Origin of the sequence: Nocardioides panacihumi, assembly GCF_039530925.1 — a bacterium.
GTDB lineage: Bacteria > Actinomycetota > Actinomycetes > Propionibacteriales > Nocardioidaceae > Nocardioides > Nocardioides panacihumi.
This window is the reverse complement of record NZ_BAAAPB010000002.1, coordinates 782,560-804,929: the sequence shown is the minus strand read 5'-3', so window position 1 is coordinate 804,929 and position 22,370 is coordinate 782,560. Positions and strand designations below refer to the sequence as shown.

Sequence of the window (22,370 nt, the reverse complement as noted above, 5' to 3'; positions counted from 1 at the left end):
CAGCATCGGGATCGGGTGTCCGCAGGAGGGAGCGATCATGGCGAGCACATCCATCATCGCTGCGCCGGCGAACCCGGTGCGAGCCTTGGCTCGCTGGGCGGCGCAACACTGTCCCGACGAGGGGCTGGTCCTCGACGTGGGTGCGGGAGAGCACGCGTCGGGCGACCTCCGGCCCCTGCTGCGTTGCCATCCGTTCATCGTCGGGACCGACCCGGACCACGCCATCGAGCGCAACGCTGGGATCGCCGAGAGGCACCGGCTGACGGCAGAAGAGCTCGCCCTCGAGCATCCCGGCCGATACGACGTGATCCTGTCGGTCTACGTGCTCGAACACGTCGAAGACCCTCGCGCCTTCGCCTCAGCCTGCGCAGCGATGCTCCGCCCGGGCGGATCCTGGTTCGCCTTGACCCTCAACGTTCGGCACTACTTCGGCGCGACGGCGTGGGCGACCAACAGGCTCGGGATTCAGCCTGCGGTCCTGCACCGTCTCAAAGGACCCTCAGCCGGGCACGACCACAGGTTTCCGACCCACTACCGCTTCAACTCGAGGCGAACCGTCACCCGTGTGTGCCGCAACACCGGGTTCGACACGATCGAGCTGCGCATGTACGACGCGCCTGACCGGTACGCGTGGTACCTACCGCAGGCGCTGGCGCACGCGCCGTCCGCCTACTCCGCCGTGGCCTACCGCATCGGCCTGCCCGACCTCATGGGACACCTGAGCTTCAGGGCGCAGCGCCCATGAGCACGCGATCCGCCGGACCCACTCCCGTCCGGCTCGCCGTCAGTCGGCACAGCCCCTCCGGCGCGTCCGGCCGCACGAGCGTTGCGAAGATCGTCGTGCGAAGGGTGGGAACCATGGCGGGTCGGTGCCGGGACGTCGGGAGAGGTTGAGCAACGAGATGTTCCCCGCGAACTGGTTGGCCGCACTGGTGGTTTGCGCAGGCGTCGCTGCGCTCAGCCCGAACAGCCAGCACATGGATGCGCCCGACCACGCCAGGAACCACGCCACCGACCTCCAGCGCCAGCCCGTGACGCCGGTGCTCACGCCAGAGGCGACGCCTGCATGGCCTGTCACGTCGATCCGCCTCGATCTCTCGGCAACGGGTCGCAACAGCTCAGGTGCGCCAGTCCCGGTCGAACGGTCGGAACGTGCGGCATCTCCTGGGCGGGATGCGGATGCAGTGATCGCGGGAGCTCGGACGCCGTACACCTGGGTGCGAGGACATGGCCGTGCCCTGCTGGTCTACAGCAAGATGCCGCGGAGGTGGTGGCCGAGCGTCGACCTCGGCCCCTTTGCGGTCTCCCTGGTCGACCGCGACGGAAGTGTGCTCCGGCGCTGGACCCAACCGCTCGACTGGGGCGAGCTTGATTGGGCGCCCGTTGGTCGGGGCTTCATCGGGCTCGAGCCGTACGCCGCCCGGGGGGATGCCGTCTACGTCAGCGCGCGGGGCATCACCGTTCTGACCCGGGTGCGCGCGCGGCGGGCGTACCGAGTTGGCGATGTCGCATTCGGACGCGGGCTCCTGCTCGATCGGACCAGTAGGACTGTGAGCACCGAGCGCCTCCCGAAGCTGTGTCGTGGCTCAGCGACGGTGGACCTGCGTGGGCGCCTGTGGTGCCTGGACGGCCCCAGGCGAGTGTTGTCGTGGACCGACGACCACGTCTCCTGGACCCGGCACAGGCTCTCGACCGGCTACCGATGGGAGTGCGACGGCGGTTCTCTCGGCAGCGAGCCGGCGATTCTCGCCGACAACGTCGTGATCGGGCTGTGGCGCGCTGACTTCACCACAGACGGCGGCCGCAGCTGGCACGACGTCGCTCTGCCCTTCGACATGGTCGGCGCCACCGACGGGATCGGCACCCCGTACGACGCCAACTGCACCCAGGTCGACGTGTTGCGTGACGGGCGCCTGCATCTGTCGTACTTCACCCACGCCGTCGCCACCAGCGTGGAGAACACCGCGTTCGCGCCGGTCACCGGCCCCCGAGGAGCAGCGGATCAGATCGAATGGAACGCCCCGGAGGGGATCCTGGCCGCTCCGCTGCGCCATCGATACGGACACCGGGTCGTCTCCTACGACGGCGGAGTGCACTGGCGCCCGCTGCGCGTGCGTCGCCTGGTCCGCGCCATGTTCGACCGCTGACGAGGCGGCGAACAGCCGCACCCCTTGTCCGCAGGTCCTGTACCTACGGGGTGCGGAGCAGACACCTGTTTCGAACAGGAGCATCGATGGCACACGCCTCGACTCAGCCCTTCAGGCCGCCGCTGAAGCCTTGGATGAAGCGCCGCTGCGCGACGATGTAGAAGGCGAGGATCGGCAGCATCGAGAGCAGGACGATCGCGAACACGAGGTTCCACTGCGAGACCAGGGAGCCGACGTAGTTGTACATCACCACCGGCAGGGTCTGGACGTCGGAGCCGTTGAGGAAGATCAACGAGGTGAAGAAGTCGTTCCACACGATGAGTCCGGCCAGGATGGCGACGGTTCCGGTGGCTGGCCCCATGAGCGGGAAGACCACCCGGAGGAAGGTCTGGAACTTCGAGGCTCCGTCGATCCGCGCCGCCTCCTCGTACTCGGGGTCGAGTGTCTTGAAGAAGCCGGCGTAGAGGAACACGGCCAGCGGCAGGAGCACGCCCGTGTAGACCACGATCATGCCGATGCGGGATCCGACCAGTCCGAGGTTGCGGGCCTCGACGTACAGCGGAAGCACGCCCAGCTGAGTGGGCAGGATGATGGCGATGAGGAACAGGAAGTAGGACCGGTTCGTCCAGCGGCTCTTGGTGCGCACGAGGGCGTACGCCGTGATGGATCCGAAGGCGATGAGCCCGATGACGCTGCCCGCCGTGATGATGAGGCTGTTCTCGAGGCCCTTCAGGATGGTGCTGGAGGCGCCGTTGCTGGACTCCAGGAGCGACTTGAAGTTGTCGAGTGTCGGGTGCTTCGGCGGCTGGAAGGCCGGAGTCTGCAAGACGTCCTCGCCGGGCTTGAACGACGTCATGATGAGCAGCCAGAACGGCGACAGCATCGCGAGGGTCACCAGGATCATGACGATCTCGAGCACCAGGGTGCGGCTTCGGTAGCGGAACATGTCATGCCCCCGTGGCGGAACGCTCACGCATGATGAGCTGCTGGAAGATGGAGAAGACGAGGATCAGGGCGCTCAGGAGCAGGGCGAGGGCGGCGCCGAAGCCGAACTTCCCGAAGACCAGCGTCTGCTGGTAGATCTCGGTCGCCAAGGTCTGGGTGGCGCCGGAAGGGCCGCCGCCGGTGAGAGCCATGATCTGGTCGAAGACTCGGAGACCCTGGACGAGCATCAGCGTGGTGGCGATCGCGACGGCCGGTCGGATGGACGGCAGGACGACGTGCCAGAACCTGCTCCAGCGGCCGGCGCCGTCGATCGCGGCCGCCTCCTCGATCTCGATGGGCACGGTGGCCAGTCCGGCCAGGTAGATGACCATCACCAGACCGACGTTCTGCCACACCATGACCGTCAGCACACAGAGCTTCGCCAGCGTCGGGTCGGCCAGCCAGTCCTTCTGCCAGGAGTCCAGGCCGAGGCCGCGCAGCGCCTGGTTGAGCGGCCCGTCGAACGCGAAGATGAAGCTCCAGATGTAGGAGACGGCGATCGGTGCCAGCACGACGGGCATGAAGAGAAGGGTGCGCAGGAGGTAGCGGGTCTTGAGACCCCGGTTGAGCGCGAGAGCGAACAGGAGACCGCCGAGGTTGGTCAGCACGACGAACGCGACCGCCAGCACGATGGTGTTCTTGAGCGCACCGACCAGCTCGTCGGTCTGGAAGATCTTGACGAAGTTGTCGAGGCCGACGAAGCTCCAGCCCCCGATCCCGCTCCAGTCGGTGAAGGCGTAGAACCCGCCGAGCACCGTGGGGATGTAGATGAGCGCAAGGACCAGCAGGATCCCGGGGAACGCCCACCAGGCGGGGACCGCCGCGGACATGCGCCGAGTACGCCGGCGGGATCGTGCCTCGCGACCGGACGGAGCCGATCCGGTTCCGTCGGGCGGCTTCGGCTGGTCGGCGAGCGTCGCGGATGTCGTCGCGCTCATGTTCTGTACCTCTCTTTGGTAGTGCACAAGATGTCCGGCGGTGAGGGCCGCCCGTTGTCAGCCCTCACCGCCGGAGTGGGTCAGTTGCCCCAGGCGTCGTCCATCGACTTCAGCACGTCGTCGACGCTCTTCTGGCCGGTCAGCAGGCCGGTGACGCCCGTGCCCAGGGCGTTGTAGACCTCGCCGTTGGGCCAGCTGAGGTAGCCGTAGGCGGCGGTCTTGTCCTGCGCGAGGAGGTCGGCCACGCCGGCGTACTGGGGGAGCAGGGCGGAGGTGTCGACCTTGCCGACCGGGACCTCACCGGACGCGTCCGCCGCCGCCTTGGACTGCGCGGGCTGGGTCATCCAGTTGAGGAAGTCCTCGACGAGCTTCGGGCTCTTGGTCTTGGCGTTGCCGGCGACGGCGTCGGGGGTGCCCGCCATCAGGTAGGTCTGGTAGCCGGAGGGCGCCGGCATCGGCAGGACGGTCAGCGTGACGGCACCGTGCGTGGAGTCCATGATGTCCTTCGCTCCACCGCCAGGGGCGCTGAAGGAGACCATCTTGCCCTGGCCCATCCCGTTGGTCAGGGCGTCGAAGCCCGCACCGGCGGCACCGTCCTGGAAGCACTTGCTGTCGTAGAGGTCCTTCATCGCCTGCAGCGCGGCCTTCCAGCCGTCGCTGGTGGCGAACTTGACCTCACCCTTGGCGCGCTTCTGGTTCCAGTCGGGCTCAGGGCCGTAGACGGTGTCGGCGGCCAGGGCCGAGGTGAAGATGGCCGTGTTGGGCGACATGGCGCCGGCGAGGCCGAAGATCGCCTTGCCCTTGTCCTGAGCGGCCTTGCACTGCGCGATCACGTCGTCGAGCGTCGAGGTCGCGTCAACCGTGACGCCCGCGTCCTTGGCGGCGGCGGGGCTGTAGATGAGGCCCGTCGGTGCCAGGTAGGGCGGGATCGCGACGAGCTTGTCCTTGGAGTAGAAGAGGTCCTTCGCGTTGTCGGGAACGACGTCGGCGTTGACCTTGCCGGTCAGGTCGAGCAGCTTGCCGGCCTGGGCGAGCTCGGTCACCGACCCGGCCTGACCGCTGCCGGCGTTCACGAAGAACACGTCCGGACCGTTGCCGGCCTGAAGCTGGGTGGTCAGCGTGCTCCCGTAGGTGTTGAGCGCGATCGGGTTGGTCTTGATGGTGACGCCCGGGTGCGCCTTCTCGTACTGCTGGGACAGCGTCGCGAAGACGCTCTTCGCGTTCGGGTTGGCGATCTGGTACGAGAAGGTGATCGTCTGCGGCTCGGAGCCGCTCTTGTTGGAGCTGTCGCTGGAGCCACAGCCGGCGAGCAGGCCGGCACCCAGGACGGGCAGGACGGCCATCGCCGACAGGCGGAGCCTCGTGCTTCTGGTCATAGCGATTCTTTCTGGCTCGTCGTCACCGCCCCGAAGCGGACTGACTGTGGTGTGAACTCCGCCACTGTCGCAAAGGGCCAGAGACCGGGGAATCGGCGTCTTTCTATCCGCGTCATCACCGCTGTCGATGTGTGTGAGCGCCGCCACGTCGGCTCGACCCGGCAAATGGCAGCAGCGGCTCCCGCACCGTGCGAACAGTGCGGAAACCGCTGCAGCGAGCCCAGATCGAGGGCGTCGTCAGACCCTGGCGACGCCACCTTCGCCGAGGAATCGGCTGCACATCGCGTGGTGCTTGGCCACCATGTCGAATGCGCTCTCCTCGTCGGCGTCCAGGTAGGCGTGACCCTCCCATTCGCTCGACATGGAGACCGTCCGGTCGAGCTCGGAGAACACCTTCATGATCGACTCGTAGTCGATCGAGGGCGAGGTGAGGTCATCGTCGACGTCGTAGAACTTGCCGTGGATGTGCACCACCTGGGGCAGCACGTCGCGCCAGTCCTCGAGGTTCTCGCGGCCGAACATCGTGAACACCAGTCGCGCGAACCCGACCGGGAGCTCGGGCTCGCCGAGCTCGCCGCACTCGGCGGCGAACCGTCCGTACCGCTGGAACGGTGCGCCGGGTGCTTCCCAGGCTCGCTTGAGCGACTCGATGCCGGCCTCGGACAGCCCGTCACGGCGCAGCTTGTCGAGCATCCCGACGGGGATCGCCCGCATGCAGCTGCTGAAGTCCGGCACGAAGCCGAGGTACTCCGACCCGATCCGGTCGTACGCCTCGCGGGTGGCGATCACCTTCGGCGTGTTCGGGCCTTCCGGTGCGTGCACCTCCATGCCGAGCTTGACGCCGGCCTTGGCCGCGATCGGCTCGACCTTCTCCAGGACCTCGGGGGTGAGCCCGATCTGGGTGCGGACGACCGGGAAGCCCAGCCGCTCGGCGAGCTCGATCTGCGGGCGCATGTACTCGACACTGCGGTCGGCGTCCATCCACTGGTCCGCACGCAACGCGATGTCTGCGTTCGATGCGAGCGACGTCGGCACGAGACCGTTGCGATCGATCGCGTCCCGCAGCGTCTTGATCTCCTCGTCGGAGACTCGGTTCGGGAAGCCGCGCAGGCTCTGGAACCCGATGATCTCGATGCCGGGGCCGAGTCCGCGCTTGCCGACCTCGTCGATCAGGCTGCCGAGGTCGTACTGGCCGGCGAGCCACTCGTTGGTCATCGAGTAGAGCGTGTTGCCCAACATGATGCTCACTGCACGACCACCTTCTTGACCACGTGGGTCCGCTGCACCAGCGCCGTCTCCGGGCCGATGATGATGTACGGGATGCGGGTGGCGAGGGTGACGTCGACGTCGACCTCGGCGCCCTGGGGCCGAGGCTCCTCAGCCGCGACACGGACGGTCAGAGCGTCCTGGACGAACCACCACTCGTCGTCCAGGTCGGGCAGGTCGTCGAGGCTGAGATCCTTCCCGTCGACGTTGACACTGAGAGCAGAGCGGGAGATCGAGACGTCGTCGATCGAGAGGTCGATGCCCTCGAGGCAGGACAAGGGCAGGGAGCGGTACCAGGCGAGGTGGAGGTCCACCTCGTACCCGCCGTCCGCCGCCCGGACGGCCTTGTCGCCGAGCACCTGTGCTTCGAGTGTCACGCTGTCTTTCCTTCCGTGATGTTGAGTGGGTCGAGCTCGGAGTCAGGGTCGACCTCAGCCCAGGTCGCTGACTGGACGGACTCGCGGATCGCTGCCGCGAGTCGGGCGGCGCGGACGAGATCTGCGAGGGTGGGCAAGCCGTCGGGCGCCCTGCCATCGGCCGCGGAGTGTGCGTCGGCGACGAACGACGTCCAGCAGTCCCGGTAGCCCTGCGGGTATCCGGCGGGCTGCGTCGAGTAGCGCGAGACATCGGCACCGACGCCGCGCTGGAACCGCTGGGTGGCGCGCAGTCCCATGACGTCGAGCACCTCCGGCCGCCCTTCGTGGAAGACGATCGACTCCTCGACGCCGTCGAGGGCGAGAAGGAGCGTGCCCCCTTCGACCGGTCGGGTCTGGCTGACGGCGAGGGTGCCGGCGGCGCCTCGGTCGGTCTCGAACAGCATGCCGAGAGCGCCCGGGGTGTCGGCGCGGCCGTCAGCGGAGTGCACGGAGGTCGCCGCCACCGTGGTGGTCACGAGGCGCTGCACCCGGTGGCTCGTGATGAACTCGAGCAGGTCGCACCACGCGGACACGGCGTCCGGCGTCGCCCAACCGTGGAGCATGTGGAGCGGTCCGGGTGTGGCGCTGCGGACACGGCGGCGCGCGAGACGCACCATCGGGTAGTAGCGGTGGACGAAGGGGACGGCGACCACGGTGCCCGCTGCCTCGGCCTGGGCCGCGAGGTCGTCGAGGTCGGCGACCTCGAGGCTGGTCGGCAGCTGGTGCATGACCACGACGCGCGCCGTCCCGAGGGCGTCCGCGAGGGCATCGGCGGTCTCGGACTCGTGGACGGTGAGGTGGACGATCTCCGCCTCACGGAAGTCGTGCGCGATCGTCTCGCCGGACTCCTGGACGAGCGCAAGCACGTTCGGATGTTGCGGACCGAGGATGGCGACCCTGCGCTGGGCGACCCCCTTGCGGGCAGGTGTCTCGTGTCGTGACAACTTGCTTCCTCCGCGCCTCTCCGACGACACTTCGTGTGCCTTGCATCACTTTCTCCGACCCGCCACGATTGGGGGAAGCCGAGAGCACCGATGCCCCGCATCGGTAGGGCCGATGTGCACATGAAGGGAAGTAGCGCCGGTGGTTCGCGAGGTCGACCTCAATCTGCTGCGCGCCCTCGACGCCATCCTCGAAGAGCAGAGCGTCACCAAGGCAGCGGCCCGACTCGGGCTGAGTCAGCCGGCGATGAGCGCCTCGCTGGCCAAGCTGCGACGGCACTTCGGCGACGAGCTGCTGACGCGCGTGGGCAACTCGTACGAGGCGACGCCACTGGCCAAGGAGCTTCTCGAGCCGACCCGCACCGCGCTCCGTGCGACCGAGCGCGTCTTCGTGCGCGAGGGCGAGTTCGACCCGATGACGAGTGTTCGGGACTTCTCGATCGTCATGTCCGACTACTGCACGGCCGCCCTGGGTCCCGCGATCGCTCGTCGCGTGCGCGAACGGTCGCCGAAGTCGAAGCTCTACGTCTACGGTCTGACCCCGACCCTGGTCGATGCCGCGCCTGAGTCCATGCGCACGCACGACCTGATCGTCATGCCGCACGGCTTCCTCACCGACCTCAAGCATCGCGACATCTACGAGGACGACTGGGCCTGCGTCGTCAGCGCGGACAACACCAAGGTGACGGATCGTCTCACCGTCGAGGACCTCGCCGAGATGCCCTGGGTGCTCACCTTCAACCAGCGGACCGCCTTCACGACCGCGGTCCAGCAGCTGCGGATGCAGGGCCTGGAGCCTCACACCGAGGTCGTCACGGAGAACTTCCTGACCCTGGGTGCGTTGATCTCCGGCACCGACCGCGTGGCGTTGGTGCAGAAGCGGCTCGGGGAGCTGCTCGCCCGGTCGGGCGGCGTACGCGTGCTGCCCGTGCCGTTCGACGCCGATCCGCTGGTCGAGACCATGTGGTGGCACCCGATGTACGAGGTCGACCCTGCCCACCGGTGGCTGCGCGACATCGTCGTCGAGGCGGGGATCGAGATCACCTGATCAGACGCGGAGGGCGGGGGCCGCTGGTGCGACCCCCGCCCTCCGACGACACCCCTCAGGCGCTGGCAGCGACCTCGCGGATGTGCTTGACGGACTCCGCCGACGAGATCGTCGGGAAGTACTCGAGTCCGAGCGGGCCGGTGTAGCCGGACGCGCGCAGTACGGCGAGCTGTGCCGCCCAGTCGAGGGAGCCGCTGCCCGGCTCGCCGCGCCCGGGGACGTCGGCGATCTGCACGTAGTCGACCAGGCCTGCAGCGTTCGCGAGCTCGACAGCGGGGTCCTCGCCCATCGTGATCGAGTGGTACATGTCGTAGAGGATCCCGAAGGAGTCGGAGTCGACGGCTCGGGCGACGGCGACAGCGTCGATGGTCCGGTCGGTGAGCGCGCCGGGGTGGTCGACCCGGGTGTTGACCGGCTCGAGGATGAGCTTCACGCCCGAGCCCTCGGTCCTCCTGACGGCCTCCGAGAAGATCTCGGCGAGGCGGTCGAGGTTCTGGCTCCGCTTCTGACCCGGGAACCCCACGCCGGAGCCCAGCACGATGCGCGGGCAGCCGAGGCGCTGAGCGTTCGCGACGCCGGAGTCCAGACCCTCGTGGAACGCGTCCATGGTCTCCCAGGGCAACGCGAAGTTGGTCCGCGGCTCCGCCAGCACCGACGTGAGGGAAACGCCTGTCTCCTCCAGAGCCGCCGCGAGTGCGCCGACGTCGACGGCGGAGGTGCCCCACATCTCGACGGCGTCGAACCCGGCGGCTGCAGCGGCTCGCACCCGCTCAGGGTGCTCTCCCGCCTCGGTGAACAGGATGTCGATGTTCGGAGAGAGCTGGTACACGGTCGTGCCTTTCAGTTCGAGTGGGGTTCAGCGAGTCGGTTCACGCGCCGGCCGTAGCCGCGCTGCCGGTGGCGATGGGGTCGAGCTCGCGCTGGACGAGGTAGCCGGCGAGGAGCGCACTCTCGGCGGGGTGGGGGCTCGGATCGCTCTCGACGACGACCCAACCGGCGTAGTCGATGTCGACCAGGGCGCGTACGACGCCTGTCGCGTCCACGAGCCCGCCCTCGGCGCCGGGCTCCGCGAACCAGCGGGGCACCTCCTGGGCACCGCCCTGGACGCGGACCGTCCAGTGCGCGTGGGGCTGGAGGTACTCCTCGGCCACGTCGACCGCGAGCGCGTCCTTGAGCTGGACGTGCTGGACACGGGCGGCGTGGGTCCTGATGAGTCCCACGGGGTCGATGCCCGCCACGGCAAGCTCACCGGTGTCGACCGCGAGACCGACGAGGTCCGGGTCGGTTCGGTCGAGAAGCCTGTCGAGGGCGTCCCCGCGGCGCAGACCGGAGAGGAAGTCGACGTGGAGCGCCGTACGGATGCCGTGCTCCGCCGTCCTTCGCCCGACCGCCTGCCAGCAGGTGGCGAGACGGCCGATCGCGTCGTCGTCGAGCGGGGGCACGTCGCCCGCGTCCGGCGTTGGCCGCACCACGAGCACGGAGCCACCCAGCTCGGCGAGCGCCTCCGCGTACCAGCCCGCCCGCTCGACCATGACGGGGAGGTCGGTCTCCTGCAGTGGGGAGAGCGGGCCGGTCAGGTGCTCCATGGACCGCTCCTGGGAGTTCCAGAACCAGCTGCTGACGCGGTCGATCGCGCAGTCGTCCAGGAAGCTCCGGAAGCCGGCCAGCGAGCCGAAGTTCGCGACGAGCTGCTCCGGGTTGCCCAGGGGCTCCCAGCGGCCGGTCCCGGTGGTGAGCTCGACGCCGCGGAAGCCCGCGATCGACATCGTCTTGAGAGCGCGTTCGTGCTGCTCGCGACGGACGAAGTCGTCGAACTGAGGCTTCCACTGGTTGATGGCGTAGGCCCAGGTGATGCCGCTCATGAGTAGATCCGTTCCAGGACGTTGGCGGCGTACCACCGTGAGATCGCAGTGCTCTCGGAGTAGTCGCCGCCCTCCTTGTTGGCCTTGTCGTGCTCGACGGAGATCCAGCCTTCGTAGGCGTTGTCCCGGACGGCCGTCATCATCGCCTCGAAGTCGACCAGGCCGTGCGACGTCCCCATCTCGTAGAACCACTTGCCCGTGGTGGGCGCCATGATCTCGGAGTCGGGTCGGTGCCGGTGATCGTCCCCGGTCGCGACGTTGCGGGTGTCCTTGAAGTGGAAGCCGCTGACGCGGTGTGCGTGCCGGTTGTACAGCGCCACGGGGTCGAGCCCGGCGATGCAGTGCTGCGCGGTGTCGACGAACAGCGAGACGTACTCCGGATCTGTGAACGAGTAGAACGCGTCGATGTCCTGCTCGCTCTGGATGCCGCAGAAGAACTCGTGGTGGCAGGTCAGTCGCACGCCGTACCCGGCGGTGATCTCTCCGACCTTGTTCCACAGGTCGGCGGTGTGCTTGAGCTTGTCCTCGGTGACCGGCTCCATGTCGTAGTAGAGCGTCGCCGGCATCACGATGATGTTGTCGAGCTCGATCTCCGACCAGCGCCCCATCGTCACCCGGAAGTCCTCGAGGATGTTCTCGTGGGTCTCCGGGAGGTGCGGCGCGTAGGTGCGGGTGTCGTAGTCGGCCGCGTGGAACGTGTTGACGATCCGCTCCAGGCCGTGGTCCTGGACCATCTCCTGGTACTTGGCGGGGCCGCCGTACGTGCCGTACATCTGCCAGATCCGGAAGTCGAAGGTGTCGATCGCGTCGAAGCCGGTCGCCTTGATCTGCTTGAGGAAGGCGGACATCGTCTTGACCGTGTGCCACTGGTCGACCGGTCCCGCCGGTCCGTTGCTGCGCCAGTGGTCCATGTAGCTCCATTTGATCCGCCTCTCGGCGGACTGCAGCTGCGTCATGAGGCGGCCACCTCCGTGCCCGTTGCCACCCGCTGCACGTAGCCGAGCGCGTCGGCGGTCGAGGGGACCGTCGGGTAGCACTCGATGCCGACGGCGCCGGTGTAGCCGACCTGGTCGAGCAGCGCGAAGGAAGCCGGCCAGTCGATGTCGCCGCTGCCGGGTTCGCCGCGCCCGGGGGCGTCGGCGATCTGGACGTGGGCGACCAGGTCGACGACCTGGGGCAGCACGATCTCGGGGTCCTCGCCCTCGACGACCGAGTGGTAGAGGTCGTAGAGCACCCGGACGCGCGGGGAGTCGACGCCGCGGACGACGGCGACCGAGTCCTGGGTCTGACTGGTCAGCACCCCGGGGTGGTCCATCCGCGTGTTGACGGCCTCGATGAGCAGGGTGACGTCCGCGTCGTCGGCGATCTCCGCCGCGCGGGCGACCGCCTCGGTCATGATCCCGATCTGGACCGGTCGCTTCAGGTAGGGCACCGCGGGTCCCGACCCGATGACGACGTGCGGACAGCCGAGCCGTACGGCGTCGTCGACGGTCCGTCGTACGTCCTCCAGGAACCCGTCGTGGGTCTCCTTCAGCACGAGCCGGGTCGTGCGCGGGTCCACGAGCACGGTCCAGAGCCGGACGCCGGTCTCGTCGAGCGCGCCGGCGAGGGCGTCCAGGTCCTTGTCGTGGGTCCAGAAGATCTCTGCCTTGTCGAAGCCGGCTGCGGCAGCCGCCCGCACGCGGGAGGCGAGGTCGTCCCCGGCGTCGGTGAACATGTACTCGAGGTTGACCGACAGGGATCGCGGCGCGCTCATCGGAACGTGTCCTCGAACGTGCCGTACGGCGCCGGCGGCTCGGGGTCGAGCGCCTGGGCCGTGTCGTTGGCGTACGGCATGTACTTCTTCGTGACGATCGGTCCGTCGACGGGCGGAAGGAAGACCGGCTTGCCGTCGTCGCCGAACCAGGCGAGCTGCGAGTCGTGGCTGTGCTGGTTGTCGGCTGCGAAGCTGATCCAGTCCCGGTTGAACGGGGCGCGCGCGACCTCGTAGCAGCGGAAGTGCCAGATCCGCCACTCGCCGCCCTGCTTGATGAAGTCGACGCCGTACTTGCACCAGACCCAGTGGGCCCACACGGGCTTGCCGTCGACCTCGCCGCCGGAGAAGACGTAGTCGGGGGCCTCCTTCGCGATCTCGGGGTCCATCAGACCGGACTCGAGGCCGGCCATGATCCAGATGCCCTTGGCGGTCGTGCCGTCGGCGGACACCTCGACGACGGGCGTCGTCGTGTAGTGGAACAGCAGCTTCCCGATGGGCCGGGGCCGGCCCCGGTGGTACGCCGTCACCGACTCGTACGTCGAGTACTCGCCGACGTTGTTGTAGCGCGACCGGATCCCCTCCGTGCCGGGCTTGGCCCAGAGCTCGGAGATGATCCGCTCGTCCTCGTAGGCGTTGTGGTAGTGCATGTAGCGGTTGAACACGTTCTCGACTGCGCCGCGGTCGCCTGCGCGCGTGGCCGCCAGCTCGGCCGCGCTGACGCGCTCCTCGAGCTCGGCCAGGCGCTGGATCAGGCTGGTGTCGTCGACGGTGGTCATCGGGTGCCTCTTTCTCGTGGGCGGTGTCAGGTCTACGGGTTCGGGCCGGTCTCGGACCGTCAGCCGGAGAGTCGTTCGGCCAGCGCGTCGGCGCCTCGGACGGCGAGAGCCACGCTGGTCAGGGTGGGATTGCAGGAGTTCGCGGTCGGGATCAGCCCGTTGCCGGCGAGCACGAGTCCGGGGACGTCCCAGACCCTCGAGTAGGAGTCGCAGACGCTGGTCCCGTCGTTCTCTGGCCCCATCCGGACCGTGCCCATGTAGTGCAGGGAGCTTCCGGGCGGCATCACGACGGGCATGCCGTCGATGAAGCTCCCGAGCGCGGCCGCGGCCCGGGCCTGGAACGCCCGCGCCTGCTCGAGCTGGGCCTCCTCCCGGTCGGTCACCTCGTAGGCGATGCGGATGCCCGGCAGACCGTTCTCGTCGCGCTCGGCGTCGTCGAAGTGCAGCCGGTCCTCGGGGCGTGGCCACTTCCGGACGCCCCAGCCCATCCCGACGTAGCCGGCCGCGTTGCCGGCGTACGGGCTGTCGGGCGGGAGCGGGATCGGGCACACGGGGCTGTAGAGCATCTGCGCGTGGAACGGGTGACGATCCTCATCGAAGCGGACGCCGACCACGACGCGGACCGGGTCCACCGGGGCGTCGCCGGGGTCGAGAGGCGGGAGGAGACCGTCCTTGACGGCCACCACGCCGAAGATCAGCGGGTGCTCGGTCAGGTAGCGACCGAGGGCGTCGGGGCGGATGCCGGAGGCCCACAGCAGCTGCGGAGTCCGCAGGGCGTCGGCGGCGACGACGACCTCGTCGGCGCGCTCCTCGGTCTCCGTGCCGCTGGCCAGGTCGCGGAGCACGACACCGACGACGCCTCCGTCCTCGACGAGCAACCGTACGGCGAGCGTCTCGGTGCGCAGCTCGAACCGGTCGCTGTGCGCGCCCGGCGACGCCAGGTCCGCGAGCACGACGTCGGTCCCTGACCAGCGCATCGAGCCGTCGACCTGCGGGTCTCCTGCGACCGGCAGCGGTTGGACCAGCAGCCCGTCGTCGGCGAACTCGTCGCGCACGAGGCCGAGCAGGGTGGTCGCCTGCGGGGCGCCGCTGAACGCCTCGTGCGTGGTGTGCAGGAGCCGCTCGGCCTCGTCGAGGAGACCGTCGAGGTCGTCCTCGAGGAAGGGGATCCGCTCACTGCCGACCGGCCGTGGCGTCGCACACGTCCAGTGCGCACCCTGCCCGCCGACGCAGGTCGCCGCGGCGGCGGCCGGCATGCCCCTGCTCCCTTCGGCAGCGCGTCCGACAAGGTGCGTGCCCTGCCGAGCGGTGACCGTCCCGTCCATGACGGCCCCGGTCGGGATGCCACGGACTCCGGCGCGGCCGGACGCGGGGCCCTGCGACGCCTGCTTGGCGGCGGCCTGCTCCGCGGGGTCGGCGATGTTGCGGACGTTCATGCCGAGCGGGTCGGTCAGCGCCGGGCCTGCCTCGACCATGAGCACCGAGACGCCGGTGGTGCGCTCGAGGAGTCGCCGGGCGTACGTCGCACCGGTCGGTCCCGACCCGACGACTACGACCCTGGGCTGCCGGCTGCTCATGCGATCTCCGTCGTGGGCTGCGAGAGCCAGGACCGCATCTCCCGGCGATCACGCAGGAGCACCTGGACGATCTGGCCCAGGAGGTGGCCGAGTGCGGCGAGTCCTGCCTGCGGGCACGCGCCCATGGCCAGCACCGCCATCTGGCGCTCGTCGATCTGGGCCGTCGCGGCCGCGTTGCGGATGGTCAGGAACATCGTCACTCCTGGGTCGAGAAGGCGGCGTCGAACGCGGCCGAGGGGGCATCGAAGGCGAGCCGGCGGACGAACTCCAACGCCTCGGGGGCGCCGACGAGGCGGTCCATCCCGGCGTCCTCCCACTCGACGGAGATCGGGCCGGAGTAGCCGATCGTGTTGAGCATCCGGAAGCACTGCTCCCACGGCACGTCGCCGTGACCGGTGGAGACGAAGTCCCAGCCGCGGCGCGGGTCGGCCCAGGGCAGGTGCGACCCCAGCCGGCCGTTGCGGCCGTTGCCGACCTGGCGCTTCGCGTCCTTGCAGTCGACGTGGTAGATCCGGTCCTTGAAGTCCCACAGGAAGCCGACCGGGTCGAGGTCCTGCCAGACGAAGTGCGAGGGGTCCCAGTTGAGACCGAACGCCGGCCGGTGCCCGATCGCCTCCATCGTCGCGACGGTGGTCCAGTAGTCGTAGGCGATCTCGGAGGGGTGGACCTCGTGCGCGAACCGCACGCCGCACTCGTCGAACACGTCCAGGATCGGGTTCCAGCGGTCGGCGAAGTCGCGGTAGCCGGCCGCGACCATCTCCTCGGTGGCCGGCGGGAACATCGCGACGTACTTCCAGATCGAGGAGCCGGTGAAGCCGATCACGGTGTCGACGCCGAGCCGCTGAGCGGCGCGCGCGGTCATCTTCATCTCCTCGGCGGCCCGCTGCCGTACGCCCTCCGCGTCACCGTCGCCCCAGATCCGTGAGGGCAGGATCGCCTGGTGCCGGCCGTCGATCGGGTCGTCGCAGACGGCCTGGCCCTTGAGGTGGTTGGAGATCGCGTAGACCTTCAGGCCGTACTTCTCGAGGAGGTCGAGCTTGGCCTTCACGTAGGAGTCGTCCTCGGCGGCCTGCCAGGGGTCGAGGTGGTCGCCCCAGCAGGCGATCTCGAGGCCGTCGTACCCCCACTCGGAGGCGAGCCGTGCGACCTCCTCGAACGGGAGGTCGGCCCACTGGCCGGTGAAGAGGGTGATCGGTCGGGTCATGACGTTCCTTTCCACGGGTGTGGCGTGTGCGGTGGATGACTGGAGCGGCGGTCAGTCCGGGACGGACTGCCAGCTGCGGGTCTGGGAGCTGTGCTCGACCGCGTCGAGCACGCGCTGGACCTGGAGGCCGTCCGCGAAGGAAGGTCGTGGCTGCTCACCGGCGCCGATCGCCGTGACCAGGTCGACGACCTGATGGGTGAAGCCGTGCTCGTAGCCGAGGCCGTGGCCGGCGGGCCACCAGGCACCGACATAGGGGTGCTCGGGCTCGGTCACGAGGATCCGCCGGAACCCTGCGGTCTGGGACGGCTCGCCGGCGTCGTAGAACTCCAGGACGTTCATGTCCTCGAAGTCGAAGGCGATGCTGCCGTCGGAGCCGTTGACCTCGATGCGGATGGCGTTCTTGCGGCCGGTCGCGAAGCGGGTCGCCTCGAAGACGCCCATCGCGCCCCCGGCGAAGCCGGCCAGGAAGGAGGCAGCGTCGTCGACGGTGACATGGCGACGCTCACTTCCGGCGGCGCCGCCACCGAGGCCGCCGGAGCCGTCGGCCGCGGCGACAGGGCGCTCCTTGACGAACGTCTCCAGTCGTCCGGAGACCTCCTCGATCCTGCTACCCGTGATGTGCTGGGTGAGGTCGATGATGTGGGCGCCGATGTCGCCCAGCGCGCCGCTGCCCGCCCTGGCCTTGTCGAGCCGCCAGCTGAACGGGGCGTCGGGGTCGGCGATCCAGTCCTGGAGGTACTGCGCTCGTACGTGACGGATCTGCCCGATCCGGCCCTCGTCGACCAGCTTCCGCGCCAGCGCCACGGCAGGCACCCGGCGGTACGTGAACCCGACCATGGCCCGGGCTCCCTGGCCGTAGGCGCTCTCAGCCGCCGCGGTCATCTGCTCGGCCTCGGCGACCGAGTTGGCGAGCGGCTTCTCGCACAGGACGTGCTTGCCCGCCGCGAGGGCGGCGATCGCGATCTCGGCGTGGCTGTCGCCCGGGGTGCAGATGTCGACGATGTCGATGTCGTCGCGGTGGAGGACTGTGCGCCAGTCGTCGGTGCTCTCGCGCCACCCGAGCCGGGCGGCCGCCTCTGCGGCACGCGCAGCGTCACGTCCGGCGACGACCTGCATGACGGGCTCGGCGGGAAGGTCGAAGAAGCGTGCCGCACTGCGCCATGCCTGGGAGTGCGCGGCGCCCATGAAGGCGTGGCCGATCATGGCGATGCCGAGGGTGGGTCGGTCGGTGGTCATGCGAGTGCCTCCTGGATCGCGGTGGTCGACACCGTCTCGGCGATGTGGCGCGCGCCGGCGACCGCGAGGGCGACCGAGGTGAGGGTCGGGTTGCAGGCGGTCGACGTCGGGATCACGCCGTTGCCGGCGACCCGCAGCCCGTCGACACCCCAGACGCGGCTGTACTGGTCGCAGACGCTGGTGCCGTCGTCGGCGGCGCCCATGCGCACGGTTCCTTGGTAGTGCAGGGACGCCCCGCCCGGGAGCGTTCGCGGCTCCGGGTCGAGCGGCTCACCCAGAGCGCGTGCGGCCCGCTGGACCGCCTGGCGCGCGGCTGCGAGCGAGGCTCGGTCAGTGTCCGTCAGCCGGTAGTGCAAGCGCATGGCCGGCAGTCCGTAGCCGTCGGTGGCGGTGTCGTCGAACTCCACGCGGTCGTCGGCCTGGAGGTCCTTGGCGCAGAACCAGCCGAGGCCGACGATGGTGCCCGGCTGCGGCACGTCGCCGGGGGCGAGCGGCACGGGCGACGCGTCGAGCTGCATGACCTGTCCGTGGAAGGGCTCCTCGTCGGTGAACGGGACCCAGCTCACACCGCTCTGGCCCACGATCACCGACCTCCCGCGGGGGTCCACGTCCGCGACGGCGGCGTCGGCCACGTCGCGCAGGCGCACGGCGTGGATGACCTGCGGCTGGTCGTTGAGGTAGCGACCGAGAGCGTGCGGGCGGACGCCGGAGGCCCACAGCAGCTGCGGTGTACGCAGGCTGTCGGCGGCGACGACCACCTCGCCGGCGGTGACCACGTGGACCGAGCGGTCCGTGAGGTCGACGACCTCGATGCCGGTCGCGCGGCCGTCCTCGATGATCAGACGTCGCACGAGCGCCTCGGGGACCAGCTGGTGTCGCGGGTTGGCGCGGGTCTCGTCCCCGAAGACGACGTCCGACCCGGACCACGTCACGCGACCCTCGCCGTCGACCTGGACGGCCAGCGGCATGGGCTGGACCTCTCGGCCGGGGGAGCGGATCGGGTCGAACTCACCCCCGAGCCGGCGGCGTACCTCGTCGGCGAAGGGAGCGCCGTCGAAGGCGTGCCGGGAGACGCACAGCAGGCGCTCGGCCTCGGTGAGCAGGTCGTCGAGCTCGTCGATGAAGTCGATCCGCTCGCTGTCGCCGGGACGGGGGCACGCGCAGGTCCAGTGAGCCGCCATCCCGCCCACGTTGCTCGACATGGCCGCCGACGGGATGCCGTCCTCGCCGTCCTGCTGGAAGCCTTCGGGCAGGAGGAAGGTGCCCGGCCGGCGCAGGCGACCGTCCGAGATGTCCCCGGCTGACGGACCCTCGGAGGCGTGCTGGGCGGCGCTGCGCTCGTCGGCGTCGACGATGTTCTTCACGTGAGAGCCCGGCGGGTCGCTGACGACGGGTCCGACCTCGAAGGTCGCGAGCTCGAGGTCGGGACGCAGCTCGGTCAGGACCCGGGCGTACGTGGCTCCGCTCGGGCCGCTGCCGACGATCGCGACGTCGACGTGGGTGGGGATCTTCCGGGTCATGGTGTTCGGTGTGCTCCTGCGATCGGGTGGTCTCGGCCGACGGTCGTGGGCTATTGCTGCTTGCGGAAGTCGACCCAGCCGGGCAGCTCCCAGGGGCGGACCAGGGCGGCCCGCATGCGCTTCTCGAGCTCCTCGATCGAGGGGAGCGGGCTGAAGCGGCCGTCTTCCAGGCGGTAGGTGCGGCAGGTCAACGCCGTGGGTGCGCCCCTGTCGGCGAAGAGATCGGCGCCGCCGATGACGAACGAGGGCGAGCCGACGAAGTCGAGAGCGGCGGCCTGGGCGGGGCTGGTGACCTCGACGGGCTGGACACGCACGTCGTGGCGACCCATCCGGTCCAGGACCTCGAGCACCATCTCCCGGGCGCGGTCGTGGCTCGGGCATCCGGCCCACCACTGCAGGTCGAGGCGCCACTTGACCGAGCAACCTGCGGGCGAGGTGGACGGTCGCGTGACGTCCTTGTCGGCGAGCAGATCCTCGATCGCGTCGCGCAACCAGATCGCGCGCTGGGCGGGATCGTCGTAGTCGGCGTCGGGGGCGCCGTGGTAGCGCACGACGCCGTGGCGGTCGATGACGTAGACGTCAGGGGTGGCGGTCGCCCCGAAGGCACGGGCGACCGTCTGGTCGTCGTCGCGCAGGAAGGTCCCGGCCACCTCTCCACGCTCGACGCGCGCGGCCATGGCAGCGGGGGAGTCGAGGGGCTGGAGCTCGGCGTCGTTCGGCACGATCTGCACGACCTGGACGCCGCGGTCCGCGTAGTCGCGAGCGACGTCCTGGATGCGGTCGTGCCAGGCGAGGGCGTACGGACAGCCGTTGGAGGTGAAGACGACGGCGGTCGCGGCGGAGTCGGCCGGCACGATCTCGACGACGTTCCCGGACGCATCGGGCAGTGCGATGACCGGTGCGCGGTCGCCGACCTGCAGGCGGTGGTCGACCAGCTCTTGCGTCATGACGTGCTCCTCTTCGGACGTGGCGCTCGTCACGTAGTCTGCGGCTCCAGAAATCAGAACGGCAGTTCTGATTGGTGATGCGGCCCATCGACGAACGCGATGCGCGTCACGTCGGTTCGGAGCCTTGGACCAGGTACGCCGCGAGCATCGCGGTGAGCCGGGTGACGACCTCGTCCAGCTCGTAGTCAGCCGCCGCCTCACGGTCGTTGCCGAGGCCGAGCTGGCGCGCGAGGACGCTCCACACGACGGTGCACGCCCAGCGCAACGCGCCTTCGGACTGAGCCCGGCCGTGTGCGTCGGTGCGACCTTGGAGCGACCCGATGAAGGCTTCCTGCATGCGCAGGTGCGCCGTGCCACCGCGCTCGGAGATCACCGGGTCGTCGCGCCCGAGCAGCATGAACGGAGCCAGGACCTGGGCGTTGCGCTGGAGCAGCTCGGCGAGGGCCTGCACCGCCAGGCGTACGGCATCCTCGAACCCGGCCACGCCCTGGGGCACGCGGGCGAAGGCGGCCGTGGTCTCCAGATCGATCCGCCGCATCTCGCGAGCGTGCGCGACGCGGATCAGGTCGTCCTTGCCAGCGACCCGACCGTAGATGGAACCGGTCGAGACGCCGGCAAGTCGTGCCACGTCCTTGAGCGTGAAGACGCCGGATCCTCGTTCGATGAGGAGGGTCAGCGTCGCGTCGAGCGCACGGTCGAGCGACTGCTGGCTCCGCGCCTGTTTGGGAGCGCGGACGAGGTCGTCGCTCGGTGGCACACGCAGAACCATAGGGACGGCCGGGCCGGTCAGCCCCGAGTCGCCGTGACTCGACCGAGGTGGCTCGCGAGCTGTGCCCGCGCGGCTGCGGCGTCGATGACCATCGCTGATCCCGCCGCTTCGGCCGCCGAGCGCTGGAGGGCCTGTTCGCCGGCGACGATGTCGAAGGCGTCGTCCCAGTAGTTCCAGTGCCAGCCTTCGTACTCGCTGCTGATGGCGCCCTGGTAGCCCTCGTCGACGAGCAGTGCGACCAGGTCTCGCACCGGCACGGAGGGCTCCTCGCCGGCCGCGTCGATCCCGAAGAACTTGCCGTGGACGTGTCGCACCCAGGGCATGATCTCGCGCCACGACTCGACGCGAGCAGGTCCGAAGAGGCCGGTGGCGTTGATGGCGAGGTCGATGCCGAGCTCCGGCGACCCGTGCCGCCCGGCCAGCTCGATGAAGGAGCCGAAGCGGCCTCCGTGCTCAGCGTCGGAAACGGGTGGCCCCGCCTGGTGGTAGTCACGCCACAGCTGGTCGGCGGCCGTCAGGAACTCGCCGGTTGCGCCGCGGCGGCGGTACGCCTCGACCATGGACGGGGCCAGACCCGAGGTCGTCGTGCCCCAGTCGGCGACGAACCCCAGCAGCGGGGACGCGAGCTTCTCGTAGCGCTCGACCAGGGCCTGGACGAGCTCGTGCCGTGCGTGGTGATGAGCGTGGATCTCGATCGCCAACGTCACGCCGAGTCGCTCGGCGATCGGCAGCATCCGCTCCATCGCGTCGGGTGTGAGCGAGATCTGGACTCGCGCGAGCGGGAACCCGAGACGAGCGGCGGCGGCGATCTGCAGCTCCATGTAGTCGATCAGCTCGTCGTCCGTCATCAGCCGGTCCCGCCGGATGCCGACGTCGGTGTTGACCGCGCAGGACGTCAGGACGAGCCCGGTCTCCTCGACCAGGTCGCGGAACCAGCCCACGAAGTGGTCGTCGAGGTGCGGGAAGCCGCGGAAGCTGGAGAAGCCGATGATCTCCAGCCCGGGGCCCATGCCGTCGGCGGCGACCTTGCGGATCAGCTGCTCGAGGTCGTACCGGCGCCCGTGGAACGCGCGGGTGAAGCTGTAGAGCGTCACGCCCTGGATGGGCCGTCCGAGCGTGCTCATCGAACGGCCTCCGTCGGGCGCACCGAGTTGGCGGTCATCCGCATCTCCTTGCGTTCGTCGATCATCAGGACCCCGTGCGCGGTGACGATGTAGGGGATGAAGAGCTTGAGCTCCACGCTGACCAGGTGCTCCGTGCCGGACTCCACCTCGAGGTCACCCGAGACCGTCAGCGCATCGGTCGGGAACCACTGCTCCTCGACGAGCGCCGCGAACTCGTCAAGCCTGCGCTCGGTCCCGTTGAGCTCGACTCGCACTGACCCCGCCGGTGGGGTGCGGCCGTCGACGGTGAAGGAGACGTCCGCGATGCAGGAGGCCGGAACGGCCCGGTACCACGGGATTCGGACGTCGACCGACGTCCTCCCGCCGTCCACCACGAGGCTGTTCTCCTCGATCAATCGATCAGAGATCACTGCTTTCCCTTCCAACGGCGCGCGGATGCGCTTCGGGTGCGCGGGCTTCGTGATGCGCGTCACGCGAGCGTAG

Annotated in this window: 23 protein-coding genes; 3 read left to right on the top strand and 20 right to left on the bottom strand. The window is 69.4% G+C overall.

The window, feature by feature from the left end:
* The first annotated feature begins 37 nt into the window (after positions 1–37).
* Positions 38–745 (top strand): class I SAM-dependent methyltransferase, encoded by a 708-nt coding sequence (locus ABD205_RS13065; RefSeq protein ID WP_344045294.1) that lies wholly within the window; start codon positions 38–40, stop codon positions 743–745.
* 439 nt (positions 746–1,184) lie between these two features.
* Positions 1,185–2,147, top strand: coding sequence for a hypothetical protein (locus ABD205_RS13060; protein WP_344045292.1), 963 nt, complete (start codon positions 1,185–1,187; stop codon positions 2,145–2,147).
* A 103-nt stretch (positions 2,148–2,250) separates the two neighbouring features.
* Here ABD205_RS13060 and ABD205_RS13055 read toward each other — a convergent pair whose 3' ends face one another.
* From ABD205_RS13055 to ABD205_RS13030, 6 genes are all read right to left on the bottom strand, one after another.
* A complete protein-coding gene (locus ABD205_RS13055) occupies positions 2,251–3,093 on the bottom strand; it encodes a carbohydrate ABC transporter permease (RefSeq protein WP_344045290.1) in 843 nt (280 codons plus the stop codon).
* 1 nt (position 3,094) lies between these two features.
* Entirely contained in the window at positions 3,095–4,069 is a 975-nt protein-coding gene (locus ABD205_RS13050) for a carbohydrate ABC transporter permease (protein WP_344045288.1), read from the bottom strand.
* 80 nt (positions 4,070–4,149) lie between these two features.
* Positions 4,150–5,445, bottom strand: a complete 1,296-nt coding sequence (locus tag ABD205_RS13045; protein ID WP_344045286.1) for an ABC transporter substrate-binding protein — start codon at positions 5,443–5,445, stop codon at positions 4,150–4,152.
* 237 nt (positions 5,446–5,682) lie between these two features.
* Positions 5,683–6,684, bottom strand: coding sequence for a sugar phosphate isomerase/epimerase family protein (locus ABD205_RS13040; protein WP_344045892.1), 1,002 nt, complete (start codon positions 6,682–6,684; stop codon positions 5,683–5,685).
* A 5-nt stretch (positions 6,685–6,689) separates the two neighbouring features.
* Positions 6,690–7,088, bottom strand: a complete 399-nt coding sequence (locus tag ABD205_RS13035; protein ID WP_344045284.1) for a C-glycoside deglycosidase beta subunit domain-containing protein — start codon at positions 7,086–7,088, stop codon at positions 6,690–6,692.
* Positions 7,085–8,071 carry a hypothetical protein gene (locus tag ABD205_RS13030; RefSeq protein ID WP_344045282.1) on the bottom strand — a complete coding sequence of 329 codons (987 nt, stop codon included), beginning with the start codon at positions 8,069–8,071 and terminating at the stop codon, positions 7,085–7,087. Before ABD205_RS13030 ends, ABD205_RS13035 begins: the two co-directional genes overlap by 4 nt.
* Before the next feature lie 139 nt (positions 8,072–8,210).
* Here ABD205_RS13030 and ABD205_RS13025 point away from each other — a divergent pair, with 139 nt between their 5' ends.
* Entirely contained in the window at positions 8,211–9,116 is a 906-nt protein-coding gene (locus ABD205_RS13025) for a LysR family transcriptional regulator (RefSeq protein ID WP_344045280.1), read from the top strand.
* A gap of 55 nt (positions 9,117–9,171) precedes the next feature.
* On the opposite strand, the gene ABD205_RS13020 is transcribed toward ABD205_RS13025, so the two are convergent.
* From ABD205_RS13020 to ABD205_RS12955, 14 genes are all read right to left on the bottom strand, one after another.
* Entirely contained in the window at positions 9,172–9,945 is a 774-nt protein-coding gene (locus ABD205_RS13020; RefSeq protein WP_344045278.1) for a TIM barrel protein, read from the bottom strand.
* A gap of 40 nt (positions 9,946–9,985) precedes the next feature.
* A complete protein-coding gene (locus ABD205_RS13015) occupies positions 9,986–10,978 on the bottom strand; it encodes a sugar phosphate isomerase/epimerase family protein (RefSeq protein WP_344045276.1) in 993 nt (330 codons plus the stop codon).
* Positions 10,975–11,934 (bottom strand): sugar phosphate isomerase/epimerase family protein, encoded by a 960-nt coding sequence (locus ABD205_RS13010; protein WP_344045274.1) that lies wholly within the window; start codon positions 11,932–11,934, stop codon positions 10,975–10,977. The genes ABD205_RS13015 and ABD205_RS13010 overlap by 4 nt, the downstream gene beginning before the upstream one ends.
* A complete protein-coding gene (locus ABD205_RS13005; RefSeq protein WP_344045272.1) occupies positions 11,931–12,734 on the bottom strand; it encodes a TIM barrel protein in 804 nt (267 codons plus the stop codon). Before ABD205_RS13005 ends, ABD205_RS13010 begins: the two co-directional genes overlap by 4 nt.
* The gene (locus tag ABD205_RS13000; RefSeq protein ID WP_344045270.1) at positions 12,731–13,510 is read right to left on the bottom strand and encodes a nuclear transport factor 2 family protein; all 780 of its coding nucleotides are present in this window, start codon (positions 13,508–13,510) and stop codon (positions 12,731–12,733) included. Before ABD205_RS13000 ends, ABD205_RS13005 begins: the two co-directional genes overlap by 4 nt.
* A 59-nt stretch (positions 13,511–13,569) precedes the next feature.
* Positions 13,570–15,087, bottom strand: coding sequence for a GMC oxidoreductase (locus tag ABD205_RS12995; protein WP_344045268.1), 1,518 nt, complete (start codon positions 15,085–15,087; stop codon positions 13,570–13,572).
* Entirely contained in the window at positions 15,084–15,281 is a 198-nt protein-coding gene (locus ABD205_RS12990) for a hypothetical protein (protein ID WP_344045266.1), read from the bottom strand. Before ABD205_RS12990 ends, ABD205_RS12995 begins: the two co-directional genes overlap by 4 nt.
* A 2-nt stretch (positions 15,282–15,283) precedes the next feature.
* Positions 15,284–16,291 (bottom strand): sugar phosphate isomerase/epimerase family protein, encoded by a 1,008-nt coding sequence (locus ABD205_RS12985; RefSeq protein WP_344045264.1) that lies wholly within the window; start codon positions 16,289–16,291, stop codon positions 15,284–15,286.
* A 51-nt stretch (positions 16,292–16,342) separates the two neighbouring features.
* Positions 16,343–17,527 (bottom strand): Gfo/Idh/MocA family protein, encoded by a 1,185-nt coding sequence (locus ABD205_RS12980; protein WP_344045262.1) that lies wholly within the window; start codon positions 17,525–17,527, stop codon positions 16,343–16,345.
* On the bottom strand, positions 17,524–19,047 hold the full coding sequence (locus tag ABD205_RS12975; RefSeq protein ID WP_344045260.1) for a GMC oxidoreductase: 1,524 nt from the start codon (positions 19,045–19,047) through the stop codon (positions 17,524–17,526). The genes ABD205_RS12980 and ABD205_RS12975 overlap by 4 nt, the downstream gene beginning before the upstream one ends.
* A gap of 50 nt (positions 19,048–19,097) precedes the next feature.
* On the bottom strand, positions 19,098–19,994 hold the full coding sequence (locus ABD205_RS12970; RefSeq protein ID WP_344045258.1) for a thioredoxin family protein: 897 nt from the start codon (positions 19,992–19,994) through the stop codon (positions 19,098–19,100).
* A gap of 106 nt (positions 19,995–20,100) precedes the next feature.
* On the bottom strand, positions 20,101–20,751 hold the full coding sequence (locus tag ABD205_RS12965) for a TetR/AcrR family transcriptional regulator (protein WP_344045256.1): 651 nt from the start codon (positions 20,749–20,751) through the stop codon (positions 20,101–20,103).
* Positions 20,752–20,780: 29 nt separating this feature from the next.
* Complete coding sequence (locus ABD205_RS12960) at positions 20,781–21,887, bottom strand: sugar phosphate isomerase/epimerase family protein (protein WP_344045254.1); 1,107 nt, start codon at positions 21,885–21,887, stop codon at positions 20,781–20,783.
* Positions 21,884–22,360 (bottom strand): C-glycoside deglycosidase beta subunit domain-containing protein, encoded by a 477-nt coding sequence (locus ABD205_RS12955; RefSeq protein WP_344045252.1) that lies wholly within the window; start codon positions 22,358–22,360, stop codon positions 21,884–21,886. The genes ABD205_RS12960 and ABD205_RS12955 overlap by 4 nt, the downstream gene beginning before the upstream one ends.
* Positions 22,361–22,370: the final 10 nt, after the last annotated feature.